The organism is Microbacterium sp., from assembly GCF_017305435.1.
Lineage (GTDB): Bacteria > Actinomycetota > Actinomycetes > Actinomycetales > Microbacteriaceae > Microbacterium.
This window is the reverse complement of record NZ_JAFKIP010000006.1, coordinates 197,976-216,424: the sequence shown is the minus strand read 5'-3', so window position 1 is coordinate 216,424 and position 18,449 is coordinate 197,976. Positions and strand designations below refer to the sequence as shown.

At 67.6% G+C, this 18,449-nt stretch carries 13 protein-coding genes and 2 tRNA genes; 13 read left to right on the top strand and 2 right to left on the bottom strand.

What is annotated here, in order from left to right; translation table 11 throughout:
* Positions 1-11 precede the first annotated feature (11 nt).
* The 6 genes from J0I43_RS11720 to J0I43_RS11695 all read left to right on the top strand — a co-directional run bounded on the left by J0I43_RS11720 (position 12) and on the right by J0I43_RS11695 (position 4,464).
* Positions 12-857: a hypothetical protein gene (locus J0I43_RS11720; RefSeq protein WP_292863801.1), complete on the top strand. Its 846-nt coding sequence runs from the start codon at positions 12-14 to the stop codon at positions 855-857.
* 122 nt (positions 858-979) lie between these two features.
* Positions 980-1,963, top strand: a complete 984-nt coding sequence (locus tag J0I43_RS11715) for a hypothetical protein (protein ID WP_292863798.1) — start codon at positions 980-982, stop codon at positions 1,961-1,963.
* Positions 1,964-1,969: 6 nt separating this feature from the next.
* Entirely contained in the window at positions 1,970-2,758 is a 789-nt protein-coding gene (locus J0I43_RS11710; RefSeq protein WP_292864440.1) for an inositol monophosphatase family protein, read from the top strand.
* A gap of 150 nt (positions 2,759-2,908) precedes the next feature.
* A complete protein-coding gene (locus J0I43_RS11705) occupies positions 2,909-4,225 on the top strand; it encodes a peptidoglycan DD-metalloendopeptidase family protein (RefSeq protein WP_292863796.1) in 1,317 nt (438 codons plus the stop codon).
* 61 nt (positions 4,226-4,286) lie between these two features.
* Positions 4,287-4,358: transfer RNA gene (locus J0I43_RS11700), tRNA-Thr, on the top strand.
* 32 nt (positions 4,359-4,390) lie between these two features.
* A tRNA-Met gene (locus tag J0I43_RS11695) sits at positions 4,391-4,464 on the top strand.
* Positions 4,465-4,687: 223 nt separating this feature from the next.
* Here J0I43_RS11695 and J0I43_RS11690 read toward each other — a convergent pair.
* Together J0I43_RS11690 and J0I43_RS11685 are read right to left on the bottom strand one after the other, a co-directional pair.
* Positions 4,688-5,008, bottom strand: coding sequence for a hypothetical protein (locus tag J0I43_RS11690; RefSeq protein ID WP_292863794.1), 321 nt, complete (start codon positions 5,006-5,008; stop codon positions 4,688-4,690).
* 808 nt (positions 5,009-5,816) lie between these two features.
* On the bottom strand, positions 5,817-7,640 hold the full coding sequence (locus J0I43_RS11685; protein WP_292863790.1) for a P-loop NTPase fold protein: 1,824 nt from the start codon (positions 7,638-7,640) through the stop codon (positions 5,817-5,819).
* A gap of 167 nt (positions 7,641-7,807) precedes the next feature.
* Here J0I43_RS11685 and J0I43_RS11680 point away from each other — a divergent pair, with 167 nt between their 5' ends.
* From J0I43_RS11680 to J0I43_RS11650, 7 genes are all read left to right on the top strand, one after another.
* Positions 7,808-10,213, top strand: a complete 2,406-nt coding sequence (locus J0I43_RS11680) for a hypothetical protein (RefSeq protein WP_292863787.1) — start codon at positions 7,808-7,810, stop codon at positions 10,211-10,213.
* A 500-nt stretch (positions 10,214-10,713) separates the two neighbouring features.
* A complete protein-coding gene (locus J0I43_RS11675; RefSeq protein WP_292863784.1) occupies positions 10,714-12,855 on the top strand; it encodes a bifunctional lysylphosphatidylglycerol flippase/synthetase MprF in 2,142 nt (713 codons plus the stop codon).
* A gap of 99 nt (positions 12,856-12,954) precedes the next feature.
* Positions 12,955-14,682 (top strand): ABC transporter ATP-binding protein, encoded by a 1,728-nt coding sequence (locus tag J0I43_RS11670; RefSeq protein ID WP_292863781.1) that lies wholly within the window; start codon positions 12,955-12,957, stop codon positions 14,680-14,682.
* A complete protein-coding gene (locus J0I43_RS11665) occupies positions 14,679-16,742 on the top strand; it encodes an ABC transporter ATP-binding protein (protein WP_292863779.1) in 2,064 nt (687 codons plus the stop codon). The genes J0I43_RS11670 and J0I43_RS11665 overlap by 4 nt, the downstream gene beginning before the upstream one ends.
* Positions 16,739-17,539, top strand: coding sequence for a sulfite exporter TauE/SafE family protein (locus J0I43_RS11660; RefSeq protein WP_292863777.1), 801 nt, complete (start codon positions 16,739-16,741; stop codon positions 17,537-17,539). The genes J0I43_RS11665 and J0I43_RS11660 overlap by 4 nt, the downstream gene beginning before the upstream one ends.
* Before the next feature lie 40 nt (positions 17,540-17,579).
* Positions 17,580-18,029, top strand: coding sequence for a MaoC family dehydratase N-terminal domain-containing protein (locus J0I43_RS11655; RefSeq protein WP_292863774.1), 450 nt, complete (start codon positions 17,580-17,582; stop codon positions 18,027-18,029).
* Positions 18,026-18,448, top strand: coding sequence for a MaoC/PaaZ C-terminal domain-containing protein (locus J0I43_RS11650; protein ID WP_292863771.1), 423 nt, complete (start codon positions 18,026-18,028; stop codon positions 18,446-18,448). Before J0I43_RS11655 ends, J0I43_RS11650 begins: the two co-directional genes overlap by 4 nt.
* The last annotated feature ends 1 nt before the right edge of the window (position 18,449 follow it).

The window sequence follows — 18,449 nt, the reverse complement described above, 5'->3', positions numbered from 1 at the left end:
GGCGGACCTCTGTGCCTGGTGGCATCGCAGCCGATGCGACGTCATCTGAAGGCCTCAAGCGGATCGGGGCGGCGGCGCGCGACGTTGACGCGGTCATCGATGCCAGCGGCCTGGAGCGCCTCGACCTCCAGCGAGCGATCGGGACGACGCCGCTCATCGACATCTCGGCGACCGCCTCGCACCTCACCCGCCTCGCAGCCGCCGCTCCCGCCGGCAGCACGGTGCTGCTGGGCGCAGGGATCGCGCCGGGGGCGAGCAGCGTCCTCATCGCAGCTCTCGACGTCGCGCCGGGCGACGACATCGATGTCGCCGTGCTCCTCGGCGCCGGAGAGGCGCACGGCGCGGCCGCCGTCGAATGGACCGCGCGCTTGGCGGGGACGACGGTCTTCGCTGCCCCGGAGACGGATGCCGTCGGAGGGAAAATACGCAACTTGCGGACAACGCGGCGTTTTCCGGACGGCGGCCGCGACCGCCGGTTCCTGCGCGCCGACTTCCCGGACGACGCACTCATCGGACGGCCTCGGGGGTTGCGCGTCCGTTCTTGGCTCGCTCTGGACAGCGCACTCGCGACGAATGCCCTCGCCCTGGTCGGCCTCGTCCCTCCGCTGGCTCCGATGCTGCGACACGCGCCACACCTCGGTTCGGACCGCTGGCGTGTGCGCGTGTCCAACCGGCGCACCGGCCACACGCGACTGGCGTCCGGCCGAGGGCAATCCGTCGCGACGGGCCGTTTGGCGGCACGCGCCGCGCTGCGGATCGCCGAGGGCGGTGTCACGGGCGTGGTGACGATGGCCGATGTCCTCACACCGGCGGACCTCGTCTCGGTCGACGGCATCGAGATCGACGAGGATCGATGATCCATCTGCGCGGAGAGGACATCTCCGCCCAGAGAGGACATCTCCGCCCGGAGAGGACATCTCTGCCTGGAGAGGACATCTCTGTCAGGATGGAGGCGATGCCACCCGGCGAAGGGAACGTCATGTCACAACCGATCACCTCACCCGAGTCCAGCAAGATCCTGCGCGCATCGCTCTGGGTCGCGATCGGGGCGCTGATCGCGGCGGCGCTCGTGTGCGTCGTGTGGGTGCTCATCGGCGACGACAACGGCATCATCGGCAAGGCCTTCCTCACGATCCTCCTCCTCGCCGGTTTCGCCGGCGTCGCGATCATCGAAGCGCAGCTCGCCTCCCGCCGTCCGGCGTGGCTCGCCCTCGCGAGCATGGTCGCATGGGTGCTGACCCTCCTGATCGGCGCGTTCCTCATCTGGATGCCGACGAGCGGCGCCTTCGGAGTCGGCGCCGAACGGTTCTTCCGATTCGTGCTGATCGTGCTGATCATCCAGGGCGCGCTGCTGCACGTGCGGCTGTTCCTCACGGCATCCGCCCGCCATCAGACGACCTTCACGACGGTCGTGACCTACGTGACTATCGGCCTCGTCGGGATCCTCGCCGTCATGCTCGTTCTGCCGCTCGTCACCGAAGAGGTCGTCGACTTCCGCCCGCTGTACTGGCGCGTGGTCGTCGCGCTCGCGATTCTCGCCGCGGTCGGGACGGCACTCGTGCCGCTCGTGAACGCGCTGCTCGCGCCCAAGCGACCGCGGCCGCCCGTGCCGGCGACCCCGTACGCGCCCTATGGCGCGATCGCCCCGTCGCCCTACGGCGGCCATGCACCCCAGCCGTACGGCCAGGTCGCACCCCACCCTTACGGTGGACCGGCGCCGCAGGCGCCGCTCCTGCCCTGGCCGACCTTCGTCGACGGTGTGACGCCGCTGCCCGTGCTCCCCGACGGCACGCCCGACTGGAACGCGTACTACACCGGCGTTCCGAGCCACCCGCAGCAGGGCGCGCCGACGCCCGCCTCCGCCGCGCCGACCGCTGAGTCGCCCGCCGCGCCGTGGTATCAGGGCTACCCGCCGCCGCCTCCCGTACCGCCGCAGGCACACGACCCGCAGTCGCAGGGCTGACGGGTGGTGGATGCCGACGGACTTCTGCCCCTCGCCACCGAGATCGCCCGGGAAGCGGGCGCCCTCGCGCGGCGCCGCCGCGAAGAAGGAGTGCGCATCGCTGCGACGAAATCGGCGCTCGCCGACATCGTCACCGATGCCGACCGCGAGGTCGAGCAGCTGATCCGCGCGCGCCTCGCGCAGGCGCGCCCGGGCGACGGCTTCCTCGGGGAGGAGTCGGGGGCAGAGCGCGGCACGAGCGGTGTGACGTGGGTCGTCGACCCGATCGACGGGACGGTCAACTACGCCTACGGCATCCCGCATTACGCCGTCTCGATCGCCGCCGTCACCGGCGAACCGACGCCGGAGGCGTGGACCGCCGAGGCCGGTGTCGTGTACACCCCCGTGGTCGGCGAGCTCTTCCACGCGACCCGCGGTGGTGGTGCCTGGCTCGGCTCCCAGCGACTGGCCGTGTCGACGGCCGCGGATGCCGGTGCCCTTCTCGCCACCGGGTTCGGCTACGACCCGGCGACGCACGCCGGTGACCTCGAGCGCGTGCGTCGTGTCATGCCGCTCGCGCGCGATCTCCGCCGGGCCGGCGCCGCGTCTCTCGACCTCGCTTACGTCGCCGCCGCGCGCCTGGACGGCTATTTCGAGCGTGGGCTGTGGCCATGGGATCACGCGGCCGGAGCGCTGCTCGTCACCGAAGCGGGCGGCGTCGTGACGGGCGCGCCAGACGGTCGGCCCGGGCGCGAGATGACGATCGCGGCGGGTGCGGACCTCGCCGCGCGACTCTCATCGGCGATATACCGCTAGCGTTCATCGCATTCTCAGCCGGTCGGCTGTAGTGTTTACCCGATCGTTACTTTCGCCGCCCGAACGGCGAGACCGATCGCCACCCGACGACGTGCCGCGTTCCCCCGCGCGGCCGGACGAGAGTTCTGCGATTTGACCTTCGAAGCCTCCATGGTTGACGACGCGCCCCCGACGCGACGCTCCAGCCGCCGACCCGCCGCGCCCGCGCCGGCGGAGGAGGGCGTTCCGCTGACCCGCGCTGAGCTGCGGCGACGTGCGGCAGCCGCGCAGGAGCCATCCCAGGAGGCCCCGGCCACCGAGCCGACCATCGTCGAGACGGTCGTCGCCGACGTCGCCGCGGCCATCGTCGCCGAGTCGGTCGGCGCGACCCCCAACGCGAGCGCGCGTCGCCGGCTCCGTCAGGCCGCCCAGGAGGTCTTCGCGCACGTCGCCGCGCCCCAGGAGGCCGCCCCGTACGAGGTCGTCGCCTCGGCGTCCGCCCCCGCGGACGCCGCTCCGGCATCGGGCGCGTCCGGCGAGGCGTTCATCCGCTCTTCGGCTGCCGAGTGCGGCCAGGATGAGTTCGATTTCGCCGCCAAGCTGTTCTCCTTCACGGGGGAGACGCCCGTTCAGCGGCCCGCCGACGCCGACACGCCCCCCGACGCCGCGCCGCGCGCAGCCGCGCCGATCGTCGATGTCGCCCAGCGTCGCCCGCGCCGAGGTGTCGTGGCGTTCCAGCGTGTCGCCGCGGCATCCTTCTCCATCGGCGTGATGTCGATCGTGGGGCTCCTCGCCGTCGGCACGACGACGCCCGCCGAGGCGCTGGCGCCGACGTCGGTCACCACGGCCGACCTCACGGCCGCCGGATCGACGAGCGCCAAGCGCGACAGCGGCGAGATCCAGGCGTTCGTCGCGAGCGACGCCGGCCAGCCCGCAGCCCTCGACCGACCCGAAGGCTACGGCGTCGCCTCGATGTCCGACCTCGCCGCCGAGTCGGGCGTCACGATCTTCGCGAGCGCGGGCCAGGGCACGTGGGTCAACAACCCGTCGGCCGCGATCCAATGGCCGTTCCCCGTCGGCGTGCCGATCTCGGCCGCGTACGGCTCGTCGTCCTACCTCGCCGAGTTCTCCTCCGCGCACAGCGGCACCGACCTCACACCCGGCGATGGTGCCGAGATCCACGCGGTCGCGGCCGGCACCGTGCGGATCGCCACCGAGGCGGGCGGCGACTACGGCGTCACCGTCGTGATCGACCACATCATCGACGGCCAGCTCGTCTCCACCCGGTATGGCCACATGCAGTACGGCTCGCTCCAGGTGACGCAGGGGCAGAAGGTCACGGCCGGCCAGATCATCGGCAAGGTGGGCCAGACCGGCAAGGCCACGGGCCCCCACCTGCACCTCGAAGTGCTGCTCAACGGCACGACCACCACCGACCCGATGCCGTGGCTCTACGAGCACACGACGGGTACCCACACCGTCGGCTGACGGTTCGGCGGGATGCCGCGGCTCTGGTATCCTCTTCTAGTTGCCTGCTCGCAGGTTCAACGCCCCGATAGCTCAGTGGCAGAGCACTTCCATGGTAAGGAAGGGGTCGTCAGTTCAATCCTGACTCGGGGCTCGCATCGCCCCGGTTCACGCCGGGGCAATCGCGGCAGGGTAGCTCAGTTGGTGAGAGCGCACGACTCATAATCGTGAGGTCGCGGGTTCAAGCCCCGCTCCTGCTACAGACAACAACCCCCCGGACTTCCGGGGGTTTTGTCGTTATTGGGACGATGGGTAGAGGGGCGTGGGGGAGGGGCTGTGCCGGTTTTGTGCCGGTTGAGTCGTCGAGAACACATCGCACTGGCCGGTCGCGGACCCGCCGAGGTACACTTGTAGCACGGCGGGCAGTAGCCCTCGGAGCCTGGCAGTCTTCCGGACGGTATGACGAGCCAGGCTCACGTTTTTCTACAGCCGGGTGACTCGGGACTCGACGATCGCATTGACGCGACGGATCCAGTCGCCGCCATTCGAATAGCACCAGGCGACGGCATCGCTCACCCACAGCAGCGGATGCTCGTGCGGCGCGACGTGCCGATACTGCATCTCGGAGGATCCAGCACGGCGGATCGCGTCGGCGATTAGTCGGCGGTCGGCGCGCTCGAGTGATTCGTCTCGTTCGATGATCAACTGCGTCACGCCAGCGCGGACCGCCTCTGCTGTGAGCGCGCCAAGGGACAGCGGTCGCGCTTCCTTGTCGGAGCGCTGTTTGACGATCCAGACGGACACCCGCACATCGAGAGTGCACATGCAGGAGAGGATCTGGCGACGGCGACTGTCACTCTCACTCTTGAAGTGGATGCGGCGCTGACCAGGCTTGAGGAGATCTCGCAGTGCCCGATCAGACGCTCGAACGTCTCCGGCCACGGAGGCGGTCGCGACGACGTAGTAGCCTCGCGCCTTGGACTCGTCGACGTAGACGCGGTCAGCGGGGCGGAAGGTCACTCATCCACCGTAAGCGGGGCAACGGGCGGACGGAACTCCGCTGCCTCCCGCTTCGTGCGAAAGCCGCGCTTATCGGTTTGTCGCTTGGTCGGCGTCCGATACCACGCGCGATAGCGACGACCTCTCGTGGTGTCGTTGTCGGCGGCGCTCGATCGTGCCCATGCGCCGTCCTTCGATCACGAGCAGCATGCGGTGCGATCCTGCCGTTGTCGAGGACTCGGGGCGGATTGGATGAGCTTGGATGACGACGTGAGGGCGCGACCGTCCACACGTCGATGCTCCCGGGGGAGAGGGCTACTCGCCCTCGCGTAGCCACCCATAAACGGCGTGTCGCCGGTTATCGGCAGAGTCCGTTGGGTCATCGCGAAACATGCCTTTCGGCACTTCCGCGTCAATGAGTTTGCCTTCATGCGCAGATCGGACTTCCGCGAGATCGAGGAGCTTCGAAGCGTTGTCGTGGTCAAAGCCCCTCACGCGCGAGATGGGCGTGCGCGTGCCTATCGACGTGGAGATGTTGACGAACAGGCACATTGCGTCGATGTCACCGACCCGTTCTCTGAGATCCTGGAACCAAAGCTGGAAGCCCGGTAGGTCAACGAAGAACCATCGCCAGGCCGCCGTCCTCTCGCGGTTGTCCCATTGTGGCGGGGTTTGTGTCGGACAGGTATGTGTTCAGTGCTGTTCGGAATGCACCTCGCGCGGGATCGTCAAGGAGCATGGGTGAGCTGGGCTCGCCGTCGTACTCCCGGCAGGCCCGTTCCACCACTATCGACATAAGGGTCGCGTCCTGCTCGGCGAGCGCTCGCACGCTGGCGGCGGTGTCGGCCACGTCGAGAAGTCGCATCTGCAGCGCGAGGATTGCCTCAAAGCGTCGAGCGGGATCGATGATGTCGTTGTGTTCCGGGACAGCAGAGTGAAGGGACGCCAACCACTCAATGAGGCTTAACGACGACCGACTGACCGGCTCCAACTCTCTCGCGACCTTGTCCAGGACCAATGCGGGTTCGACAGCTATCACTCGACGGATCTCGGCGTCCGTTTCGTCCGCGTTCTGGCCCGCCTGATGCGCCTCGATACTCGCCCTGACCGTCGCGTCCGCTACGTCATCTTCGGTGAGGCCGAAGCTGAAGTAGCGATCGAAGTACTTTTCGTTCGCCACTCCGCGCGGTCGGGCGCCACTTGACGCGCTCGACCCAGACCAGACGCTTGCGAACGCGGGGAACAAGTAGCCAACTGCTGATGCGACGCCTTCGAGGTCCTTATCGCGGGTACCTGCCTGCTTGAAGCTCGTCCGCCACTCGTCAGCACGAGCGCGCAGCTGCTCTATGTTTGCGTCTGAGCGCGCAAGCGCGCGGGGTAAGTCGCTGCCAGTCAACTCTCCGCGATGCGCCTGAAGCAACGCGTAAACGCCGGGTTCGAGCGTGCGCAGCCACGTCAGAACGAAGAAGTCAGGAAGGTCCAACTCGTCGGACATCGATGCAGAAAGAAGCCGCAGCTGGGTGAAGAACCTCTTCAGCGCTCGCGGGGTGTTGAATCGCTCGGCCAGGAACGAGAAATACGCAGTTGAGAACCGCTCCGTATCGGGCACACTTAGCGACAATCCGCCGTGGTCGGCGAGTTCCTCCAAGCCGCGGTTCGTGAGACGCAACGCATCGTTAGGACGCAAGTGAGGAATATCGAAGCGGACCTGTACGACCTTCTCCATATACTCTCTCGCTCTCGAGAGAGAGTGCTTGCCGACCAAGCTGGTTCGGCTGAGAACATCTAGGACGGTGGACTCGTCGTAAGACAGCAAGTAGTGCACGTGAGGCAGCCGCCCGAGCTGGCGCACGAGCTTGAGCGTGAGGAGCAACTCCTCAGCGGTCACGCGGTCGAGATCGTCGATAACGACAAGAATGGGCGTGGCGGCAGACACCAGTGCCTTCTCGAGCTTCGCACGGCTCGCAGCGGCGCTTGAATCTGGGTCGACAAGATCAGCTGCCGCCGCGATGGCTTCCGTCATGTTCGCACCCCCGAGGGCTCCTATGACCCCGAGTGGAGCAACCGCTCGTCCGAAAGCCGCGACGCGAGAACGGACCTTGATCAGACTCGCTTTCCTCTGAAAGGCGGCCGCGAGCTCGTTGAAGAATCCGAGCTGCAATGACGAGGGGTCGGCATAGTCCCACGGGTTGAACTTGACCGTCACCCAGCGAGGCTTGCGTTCATCGGCTAGTGCGCGACGGGCGAGCCAATCGAGGATCGAGGTCTTCCCGGTTCCCCACGGTCCGACGAGGCTGAAGACCGTCGACGACTTTAGCGAGTGAGATTCTCGGATCACGTCCCAGACACGCTCGACGAAATCCTGTCGCCCAAGTCCGCCGGCCACATCAGCTGCGGCATCATCTGAGAACCATGTCGTCTCGTTCAACTGGTCCACTCCCTGTACGCTGCCTACCCCCATCGATTCAAGGGTAGAAGCTGAGCGTACGGATAGCGCATGACTCGTCAGGTGAACAGTCACAGCTTCGGTCAGAGAACGAAACGTTCGCGTTCACGGCCCGGTTGTGATCGAGGGTTGTCGATACCCTGCGCTTAGATGCTCTTATGGCATCGGAAGTTGACTTCATCTCGGCCTCCGTCGCTCTCCGACCCCCGCGGATCGCGATCCTTGTGGCAGACGACGAGCATTGGCGCGATTGGGTGATGACCGCGTTGACTATCGCCTCGGGCTACTGGGGCGGAGGCAGCTGGATCCTCGTGCCGTTTGACATCAGGTCCTCTCGGCCGGCGTCTGAGTTCGCCGAGATCGTGCGAGCCTATGACCCCGATCATGTCGTCTCGATCGACCTTCACTGGCAGCTTTTCGAGGAGTGGTATCCCGGCCACATCCGCATCAATGGGGTTGCCGATGACGTGGAGCGTCGCCGGATGATTGCCAACCATCACCAACACACGACGGTGCGCGAGTCCGATGAGGCACGCGACGAGGTTGTCTCCTGGTGCTCGCCCATGCGTTCCGTCCGGTTCCGAGATGATCCGGCGAGGCAGAGGGAGCAGCTGACCAGGCTCCGCGCGCGCGACCTCAATGCTCACTTCAATCGAGGTCTAGCACCCTCGCCGCCGCCGGCGGACCCATTGCAGGCGCGTCTCGCCGCCTCGAGTGGCTGGCGATCCGACTTTGGCCTCATGGCCGCCATGCGGGTCGGTGTCGCGCAGAGCGAGAGTGCCACCGGTGCGCGACCGGAGCCGACAGCGGACGACCTCGGTTGGTTGATCCGATCGGTTGACGATGCCCCGGCCTCGCTCATCTGGAACTCCACGACGATCGAGACCAAGGCCTCGGCGGGTCTTGAGAATTGGTTCCTTGCCGACCAACGGCTGCTCCAGGTATCGAATGGCTATATCGAGGACCGCGCAGCCGTGGTCATCGGCGACACCGCCATCGACTTCGCCCTCGCCGTCGCCTACGACCGCCTCGTCGGAAGTGGCATCTGGCTCCCCCGCGCGCTCATTGACGACGGCGAGGCTTTCCGTGACCAGGTACAACGAGCGACATGGATGTTGGCGACGGATCTCGAAGGCGGCGGCGCACATATGTCCGTCAGCTCATCATCTGAGCCAACCCTTTATCTCAACAAGGTGGCGCCGCGGATCGTTGATTCCCCGCTGCCGCCGGGCCTGCAATCCGTGCGAGACCGACGCGAGGAGACGGTACGCGTCGGGCCGCCAATCATTGATGGCGGCTATCTCGAGTACGTTGTGGACGAGCACATCGGGGCCTCGAAGTCGATCCCGGTGCGGACGAATGAGAACGGGTCGAGCGAGGCGATCTCAGGCCTTGAGACGCCTACGCCGTCCGAACTGCTTTATCCGCTCAACTCTGGGTGGGTGCCGTACTGGTACGTGGACATTGCGTGGTTCGGCGACAAGATGCCGCGCGGACGGGACATTCCCGCCCACGCGCTCGTCGCGGACGAGGGGCCGCTTCCGTCCGTTAGTCTCCGTGCAAGCCGCGAGTCTGTGACGATCGACCCACATTCGATGGGGCTGGTCATGGCGGGGTCGTTCCTGCCGGGCCGCATCGGTCGACCACGCCTCCGGGGGCTGTCAATGATGGCGTGGGTGGAGGCGATGGCAGGGCCGGAAGGGCTCGGCGTGCGCCTATCACGTCCCGGGCGCCAGGCGGAGCTGATCCGGAGACGGCTAGGGTCCCGCGCTGCGCTCCTGGACCTAATGACGCCAGAGAACGTAGGAATGCTGCGCGCGTTCATTCCGCGTGAGAAGGGGCCTACCAGCGATGAGCGGAAGGCTGATCCGGAGACAGTCGTTCTCGACGATCTCGACCCATTCCTTACCTTCGAGGCGATGCGGACACTGTTCGGCGGCGATGCGGACGCGACGACGTCGCTCGTTGATCGCCTAACCGTCTCCCGGCTACTTCGCCGTGGGCTCATTCTCGATTGCACAGAGTGCGGTCGCCCCTCGTTCGTCGACGCTGACCGCGTCGCCCAGGTGTACGAGTGTTCGCGCTGCGCGGCAATGAATGCCCTTGTCTCCGCCCGCTGGAAGGAGAAGCGGTCGGAGCCGCGATGGTTCTATAACCTATATGCCGCATTTCGCGAGCTCCTTGGCGCTAACGGCGACACTGTACTCCTCGGCGCTGCAGCACTGCGCGGCTCGAGCAGGTCCTATATCGACTCGCCGGAGCTTGAGTTCTACGAGCTTCAGACAGGGAGGACAGTGGCAGAGATTGACGTGATTGCGAGTGTGAACAGGGAGGTCGTGCTCGTGGAGGGCAAGTCGAACGGGAAGTTCAATGGGAAAGCGAACCGTGAGGATCATGCGGAGAAGATGCTGCAAGTCGCGAAGGCGCTGCGGGCGAACCGGATTGTCTTCGCGACGACGATGGAAGCGTGGAGCAGTACGGACGTAAAGCACTTCGAGCGCGAGGGTGCAAAGGTCGCGCCATTCCCCGTCAAGATCGAGGTGCTCGCGCGTCTGGGCGCCTAGCATCGGTGGTTGGTCGTGCGGGACTCGGTGAATGAGTTGACATCTCCCGCGGGCATCCTTTCCAGCGCTTCGGTGCGGCAAGCTGTCGGAGCCGCGGCTGACCGCGGAGCTGGACGCCTTCGTCGCGCAGCAGCTTCAGTAGGCCGCCCTTCGAGAGGTTGTACTGGTCACAGAGAGACTGCGTCGTGGTGCCAGACTGGTACTTCTCGACGATCTCAGCTACTTCTCGACTATCTCAGCGATGAGGGCTGGCTCGAGCCGACGACGCAGGGGGCGAGGCATCTGCCCAGAGAGTGAGCTTGATGCGGTCGATTCGGCGCGAGACTAGATAGTTTCCGCAGCTCCATCAGGGGTGGCGGCAGCAGGGCTGACTTATTCGAGTTGTCGTGTACTGTGCCTACCGAAGTCATCACGAAACCCTCGGCCGCGGCCGAGGGTTTCGTGATTCCGGCGCCGCGCGCCGCTATCGTCGGAGGTGCCCAGCCGACGAGGAGCGAAGCATGACCGACGCACAGCCCGCCGAACACGCCGAGTCGATCGAACACGCTGCCCCCACCCGCCGGGGGCGAGCGCTCCGGTTCGTGCGCACGGTGCTCTCGCGCGTTCCCGCCACGTGGTTGCTGATCGGCGTCCTGCTGGGCGCGGGGCTCATCACGGGCGCCCTCTGGCGGCCGATCGCCGGGCACCCGTTCTATGAGCACCTCGCCTACGGGCTGCCCTCCTTCGAGAAGGGCAAGTGGTGGACGCCGCTCAGCGGCACGTTCCTCCTCGACACGCCGATCGCGTACCCGATCATCATCCTGGGCTTCTGGGGGATGGCGTACCTCGAGTGGAAACGCGGCACCCGCGTCGCGCTCGCCTATTTCTTCGGCGGGCAGCTGTTCGCGATCCTCGGCGCCGCGTTCCTGCTGTGGAGCGCGACGACGCTCGCGCCCGACTGGGCGTGGGCCGCGAAGGAGGCGGCGTCCGTCGACGTGGGACCCAGCGGCGGCCTGTTCGCGTGCATCGCCGCAGCGATCACGGTCATGCCCTCACCGTGGCGTCTGCGCGGATGGCTCGTCGTGCTCGCGTTCGTCATCGTCAACATGATGTTCTGGGGCTCGATCGACGACCTCGAGCATCTGCTCGCGGTGCTCCTTGTCCTCGTGATCGACCGTTCGCTGCGGCCGCAGCGTTCGACGGTGCGCGAGCAGCGACTGATCGTCTTCATCGGCACGCTCATGCTCGGGGCCCTCACGATCGTCACCCAGATCGTCCCGACTTACGGCCCCTTCGGAGAGACGGTCGTCGATGAAGCGGATGCCGGGTGGGTGACGACCGCGATCAGCGCCGTCGCGATCCTGCTCGTCGCCAACGGCCTGCGACGCGGGCGGCGCTGGGCCTGGGTCGTCAGCATCGTCGTGGCATCCCTCAACATCTTCGTCGGATTCGTCATCCTCGTCGCCGTCGGCGTCCTCGGCTGGGACGATGTCACCGACACCGCCAACGACGGCTCGGTGGGGCTGGCGCTCGCGACCGCCGTCATCTGGGCGATCTACCTCGTCTATCTCGTGCTCGTGCGCGGCGTCTTCCGGGCGCGCCCGCGCCACCCGCTCGGCGTCAGCCACTCCGCTGCGCAGCCCACCGTCGACGACGTGAAGGACCTCATCCGCGCCACCGGCGGAGGCACGCTCTCCTGGATGGCCACGTGGGACGGCAACGACTACCTGCGCACGTCGTCGGGCATCGTGCCCTACCAGCGGCACGCGGGCGTCGCGATCGCGCTCGCCGATCCGCTCGGCCCGGTCGCAGGCCGCGCGGAGTCGGTCGTCGAGTTCGTGGATGCCGCGCAGCACGCCGGTCTCATCCCCGCGTTCTTCAGCGCGAGCGAGGCGACACGCGACGCGCTGCCGGAGGGGTGGCGCAGCCTCGTCGTGGCGGACGATTCGATCGTGGACCTCGAGGGCCTGCAGTTCACCGGCAAGCGCTGGAACAACGTGCGCACGGCGATGAACAAGGCCGGGCGCGAGGAGATCACGTTCCGGCTGACGCGGTTCAAGGACGAGCCCTGGGGTGTTCAGGCACAGATCAGGGCGATCTCGGAGATGTGGGTCGGCGACAAGGGCCTGCCCGAAATGGGGTTCACCCTCGGCTCGCTGACCGAGGCCGCCGATCCGGAGGTCCGCCTCGCGCTCGCCCTGTCTCCCGCGGGAGACGTCGACGGCTTCCTCTCCTGGCTGCCGGTCTACGGCGGGGGCGGCCTCGTCGAGGGGTGGACCCTCGACCTCATGCGCCGGCGAGAGGGCGGCTTCGGCTCGGTGATGGAGTTTCTCATCGGATCGTCCGCTCGGCAGTTCTCCGACGAGGGTGCGCGCATCATGTCGCTGTCCGGCGCGCCCCTCGCGCACGACTATCCCGAGGATGCCGGGGTCATCGCCGTCCTCGCCGACCGGCTCGGCGACAGCCTCGAGCCCGTCTACGGCTTCGCGTCGCTGCATCGATTCAAGGAGAAGTTCAACCCCCGCTACGAGACGATGTACCTCCTCTACCGCGACGAGGCGGACATCGCGCGGATCGCGGCCGCGCTCACGCGCGCCTTCCTGCCGGATGCCACGCTGCGGCAGTTCGCGGGAGCGGGGATCGAACTCGTGGCCGGTCGCTGACCGCCCGCAGCCCCCGCCGCGGGCGACCCCGCCACACGTCATGTCGGAGCCCGGCGATAGCATGGACCGTTCCCACTCCACCTCCACCGGAGAACGCGCATGCTCGGAAAGATCCTCGTCCGCTATCTGCGGACGTACCCGTGGTGGCTCGCGGGGGTGCTGGTCTTCCAGTTCGCCTCCGCCATGGCCTCCCTCTACCTGCCGCGGCTGAACGCCGACATCATCGACCACGGCGTCGCCGCCGGCGACACCGGCTACATCTGGTCGCGCGGCGTGTTCATGCTCGCGATCGCCCTCGGGCAGATCGTGGCATCCGTCATCGCGACGTACTTCGCCGCGCGGGCCGCGATGAGCGTCGGGCGTGACATCCGCCGCGACGTCTACGAGAAGGTGAGCGGATTCTCCGAGCGGGAGGTGTCGACCTTCGGTGCGGGGACGCTCATCACGCGCAACACGAACGACGTCCAGCAGGTGCAGATGCTCGCGATGATGGGCGCGACGATGCTCGTCACCGCGCCCCTGCTCGCGATCGGCGGCATCATCATGGCGCTGCAGCAGGACGTCGGGCTCAGCTGGCTCATCGCGGTCGCGGTGCCCGTGCTCCTGATCATCGCCGTCGCCATCATCAGTCGCATGGTGCCGCTCTTCCGTCAGTACCAGGGCAAGCTCGACGGCGTGAACCGGGTGATGCGCGAGCAGCTCACGGGAGTGCGGGTCGTCCGCGCGTTCGTGCGCGAGCGCATCGAGGAGGCCCGCTTCCGCGTCGCGAACACCGACATCATGATCGTCGGGCGCAAGGTCGGGTCGCTGTTCGTCATCATGTTCCCGCTCGCGATGCTCGTGCTGAACATCACCGTCGTGGGCGTCATCTGGTTCGGCGGCATCCAGGTCGATGCCGGGCACGTCCAGATCGGCACGCTCTTCGCGTTCATGCAGTACGTCGGTCAGATCCTCATGGGCGTGCTGATGGCGACCTTCATGACGATCATGATCCCGCGCGCCGCCGTCTCGGCCGACCGCATCGGCGAAGTGCTCGAGTCGACAGACGCGCTCGCACGCCCCGCCGATCCCGTCACGCGGTTCCCGGCACCCGGCACCGTCGTCTTCGACGATGTGTCCTTCACCTACCCGGGCGCGGAGGCCCCTGTCCTCGCGGGCGTCTCCTTCCGCGCGGATGCCGGCGAGACGGTCGCGATCGTCGGGTCGACCGGCGCGGGCAAGACGACGCTCGTCTCCCTCATCCCGCGCCTGTTCGACGTGACGGGAGGAGTCGTCCGCGTCGGCGGCGTCGACGTGCGCGATGCGGACCTCGACCGCATGTGGCAGGGGATCGGCTACGTTCCGCAGAAGGCGTTCCTGTTCACCGGCACCGTGGCATCCAATCTGCGCTTCGGGCGTGAGGACGCCACCGATGACGAGCTGTGGCGGGCGCTCGAGATCGCCCAGGGCAAGGACTTCGTCGCGGAGATGCCCGGCGGGCTCGACGCGCGCATCGCGCAGGGCGGCACGAACGTCTCCGGCGGTCAGCGGCAGCGGCTGTCGATCGCGCGCGCGATCGTGCACCGCCCCGACATCCTCGTCTTCGACGACTCGTTCTCGGCGCTCGACGTCGCGACCGATGCCCGGCTCCGTCAGGCGCTCTGGCGGGAACTGCCCGAGGTGACCAAGATCGTCGTCGCACAGCGTATCTCGACGGTCGTCGACGCCGACCGCATCATCGTGCTCGATGACGGGCACATGGTCGGCGCGGGTACGCACGCCGAGCTCCTCGCCACGAGCGACACCTACCGTGAGATCGTCGAGTCGCAGCTCGGAGTAGACGCATGAGCGCCCCCAACACCGCCGCCCTCTCCGAAGAGGAGCGCTACGAACTCGAACTCGCCGAGCAGGCCCGGCAGAACTCGGGCGACTGGGACTCGGTCGCGCCGGGCAAGGCCGCGAACTTCCGGCAGAGCTTCGCCCGCATGATCGGCCTCCTCGGGCCGTACAAGTGGTGGTTCGCCTTCGTCTCGGTGCTGGGCGCGATCGGCGTCGTCCTCGCCGTGATCGCCCCGAAGGTGCTCGGCGAGGCGACGAACGTCATCTTCGAGGGCGTCGTCTCCGCGGCCCTCGGCGGGCAGTTCCCCGCCGGCACGACGCAGGCTCAGGTCGTCGACGCCCTGCGCGCGGCGGGCCAGAACGACATCGCGAACATCGTCGCGGCGATGCAGAACTTCCAGGTCGGTGCGGGCGTCGACTTCGAGCGGCTCAAGTGGGTGCTCATCGCCGTCATGGCGATCTACATCGTCTCGGCGGTGCTGACGTGGCTGCAGGGGTACGTCATCAACATCATCATGGTCCGTACGATGTGGCGTCTGCGCGAGGACGTCGAGGCGAAGATCAACCGACTGCCCCTGTCGTACTTCGACCGTGTGCAGCGCGGCGAGCTCATCTCGCGGGTCACGAACGACATCGACAACATCACCCAGACGATGCAGCAGTCGCTGTCGACGGCCGTCACGAACATCCTGACCGTCGTCGGCGTCCTCGTCATGATGTTCTCGATCTCGTGGCAGCTGGCGATCGTCGCACTCGTCGCCCTGCCGCTCATGGCGGTCGTGTTCGGCATCATCGGGCCGAAGTCGCAGAAGGCCTTCTCGGCGCAGTGGCGCAAGGTCGGCCGGCTCAACGCACGCGTGGAGGAGTCCTTCTCGGGTCACGCGCTCGTGCGCGTCTTCGGCCGCGAGGAGGACTCGCGCGCGAAGTTCCAGGAGGAGAACGAGGAGCTCTACCAGGCGGCGTTCAAGGCGCAGTTCCTCTCCGGGCTCATGATGCCCGCGATGATGTTCATCGGTTCACTCAGCTACGTCGGCATCGCCGTGCTCGGCGGCCTCATGGTCGCATCCGGCCAGTTGCGTCTGGGCGATGTGCAGGCCTTCATCCAGTACTCGCAGCAGTTCACGCAGCCGCTGAGCGAGCTGGGCGGCATGGCGGCGGTCGTGCAGTCCGGCACGGCGTCGGCCGAGCGCGTCTTCGAGCTGCTCGACGAGCCGGAGCAGGAGCCGGATGCCGAGGGCGCGCCCGCGCTCGAGGACGGCCCCGGCGTCATCGAGTTCGAGCACGTCGCCTTCGGCTACGCGCCCGACAAGCCGCTCATCCGCGACCTGTCGTTCCGCGTCGAGCCGGGCCAGACGGTCGCGATCGTCGGCCCCACCGGCGCCGGGAAGACGACGCTCGTGAACCTGCTCATGCGGTTCTACGAGCTCGACGGCGGGCGGATCCTCCTCGACGGGCAGGACATCGCCGAACTGACGCGCGACGATGTCCGCTCGCGCACCGGCATGGTGCTGCAGGACCCGTGGCTGTTCGCCGGCACCATCCGGGAGAACATCCGCTATGGCAACGAGGCCGCCTCCGACGTCGAGATCTATGAAGCCGCCGTCGCGACGCGCGTCGACCGGTTCGTCCACACGCTCCCGGACGGGTACGACACGGTCCTCGACGAGGATGCGGCGAACGTCTCCGCCGGGGAGAAGCAGCTGCTGACGATCGCGCGTGCGTTCGTGGCATCCCCGAGCGTGCTCATCCTCGATGAGGCGACGAGCTCTGTCGACACCCGTACCGAACTCCTCCTGCAGCACGCGATGGCGGCGCTGCGCGAGGGGCGCACATCGTTCGTCATCGCGCATCGCCTCTCGACGATCCGCGACGCCGACCTCATCCTCGTGATGGAGCACGGCGATATCGTCGAGAAGGGCACGCACGAGGAGCTCATCGCCGCCGAGGGCGCATACTGGCGCCTCTACCGCGCGCAGTTCGAGCGCGCGGCGACGGAGGAGGAATCCGTCGAGGCCGGTGCCACGGATGCCGGTGTCGCGGACGCCGGTGCCACGGAGGTTCGGGAGTGAACGCTGCTCCGGCCGGACGCCGCACACCCCGGTTCGTCCTCTCGTGCATCGGTGTCGGCCTCGCGGCGGGTCTCCTCTCGGGGCTCTTCGGGGTCGGCGGCGGCACCGTCATCGTGCCGATGCTCGTGCTGATCCTCGCGTTCGGTCAGAAGCTCGCCTCCGGCACGTCGCTCGCCGCGATCGTGCCGACGGCGGCCGTCGGCGTGATCTCGTACGCCGTGCACGACTCGGTCGCCTGGATCCCGGCGCTGATCCTCGCGATCGGCTCCGTGGCGGGGGCACAGATCGGCACGTGGCTGCTGCACAAGCTGCCCGTCGCCGTGATCCGATGGGGCTTCATCGCCTTCCTCGCCGTCGTCGTCGTGATGCTCTTCATCGTCATCCCCTCGCGGAACGCGAGCCTCGAGGTCACCTGGATCACGGGGCCCGGGCTGGTCGTCCTGGGTCTCATCACCGGCATCCTCTCGGGCCTTCTCGGTGTCGGCGGGGGGATCGTCGTCGTCCCGGCGCTCATCCTGCTGTTCGGCACGAGCGATCTCATCGCGAAGGGGACGTCGCTGCTCATGATGATCCCGACCGCGATCTCGGGCACGATCGGGAACCTCCGCCGCAGCAACGTCGACCTGCCCGCTGCCGCCCTGATCGGCGTCGCCGCCTGTACGACGACGGCGCTCGGAGCGTGGATCGCGACGCTCCTCGACCCGCTCGCGGCCAACATCCTCTTCGCGGTGTTCATCGTCTTCATCGCGACGCAGATGGCGGTGCGGGCGCTCCGCTCCCGGCGCACCGCGAAGTAGCCGAGAAGTGACGTCCGGCCCGGCTCGGTAGGATTGACAGGTGTCCGTGAACCCCGAGCTGGTCGGCCGCGCCTTCGCCCCGACCGCCCCCTACCTCGTCGGGCGTGAGAAGGTGCGCGAGTTCGCGCGTGCCGTCTTCGCGACCGACCCGCAGCACGTCGATCCCGCCGCCGCACAGCAGCTCGGGTACGCCGACGTCGTCGCGCCGCCGACCTTCGCGATGGTCATCCAGGACCTCACCCTGCAGCAGCTGCTCGCCGAGCCCGACTCCGGCATCGCGCTGGAGCAGACGGTGCACGCTGAGCAGCGCTTCCACTACTCGCGCCCGATCGTCGCGGGCGATGAGCTCGTCGGGGAGCTGCGCGTGACGAAGGTGCGCCCGTTCGGCAAGGGTGCGATGGTCACGAGCGAGACCGAGATCACGGATGCCTCGGGAGCGCACGTCGTCACCGCGACTTCCGTGCTGCTGATCGGAGGTGAGGTGGCGTGAGCGCCCTCACCGCGGCTTCCCTCTCCGTCGGCGACGTCGTCGCCGAGCGGTCCGTCCACCTCACCCGCGAGGCGCTCGTGCGGTACGCGGGAGCATCGGGCGACTTCAACCCGATCCACTACCGCGACGACATCGCTGCGGCGGTGGGGCTCCCGGGCGTCCTCGCGCACGGCATGCTGACGATGGGCCTCGCGGTCGAGACGATCGTGCCCTGGCTCGGCGACGCCGGACGCATTCTCGAGTACGGCGTCCGCTTCACGCGGCCCGTCGTCGTGGATGCCGAGGACGGCGCCGACCTCACGATCGTCGCGACCGTCGGCGCCGTGACGGATGCCGAGGCCCGCATCGACCTCACCGTGACGGCGGCCGAGACGACCGTGCTCGGCAAGGCTCAGGTGCGCGTCCGCCTGGACGGCTGAC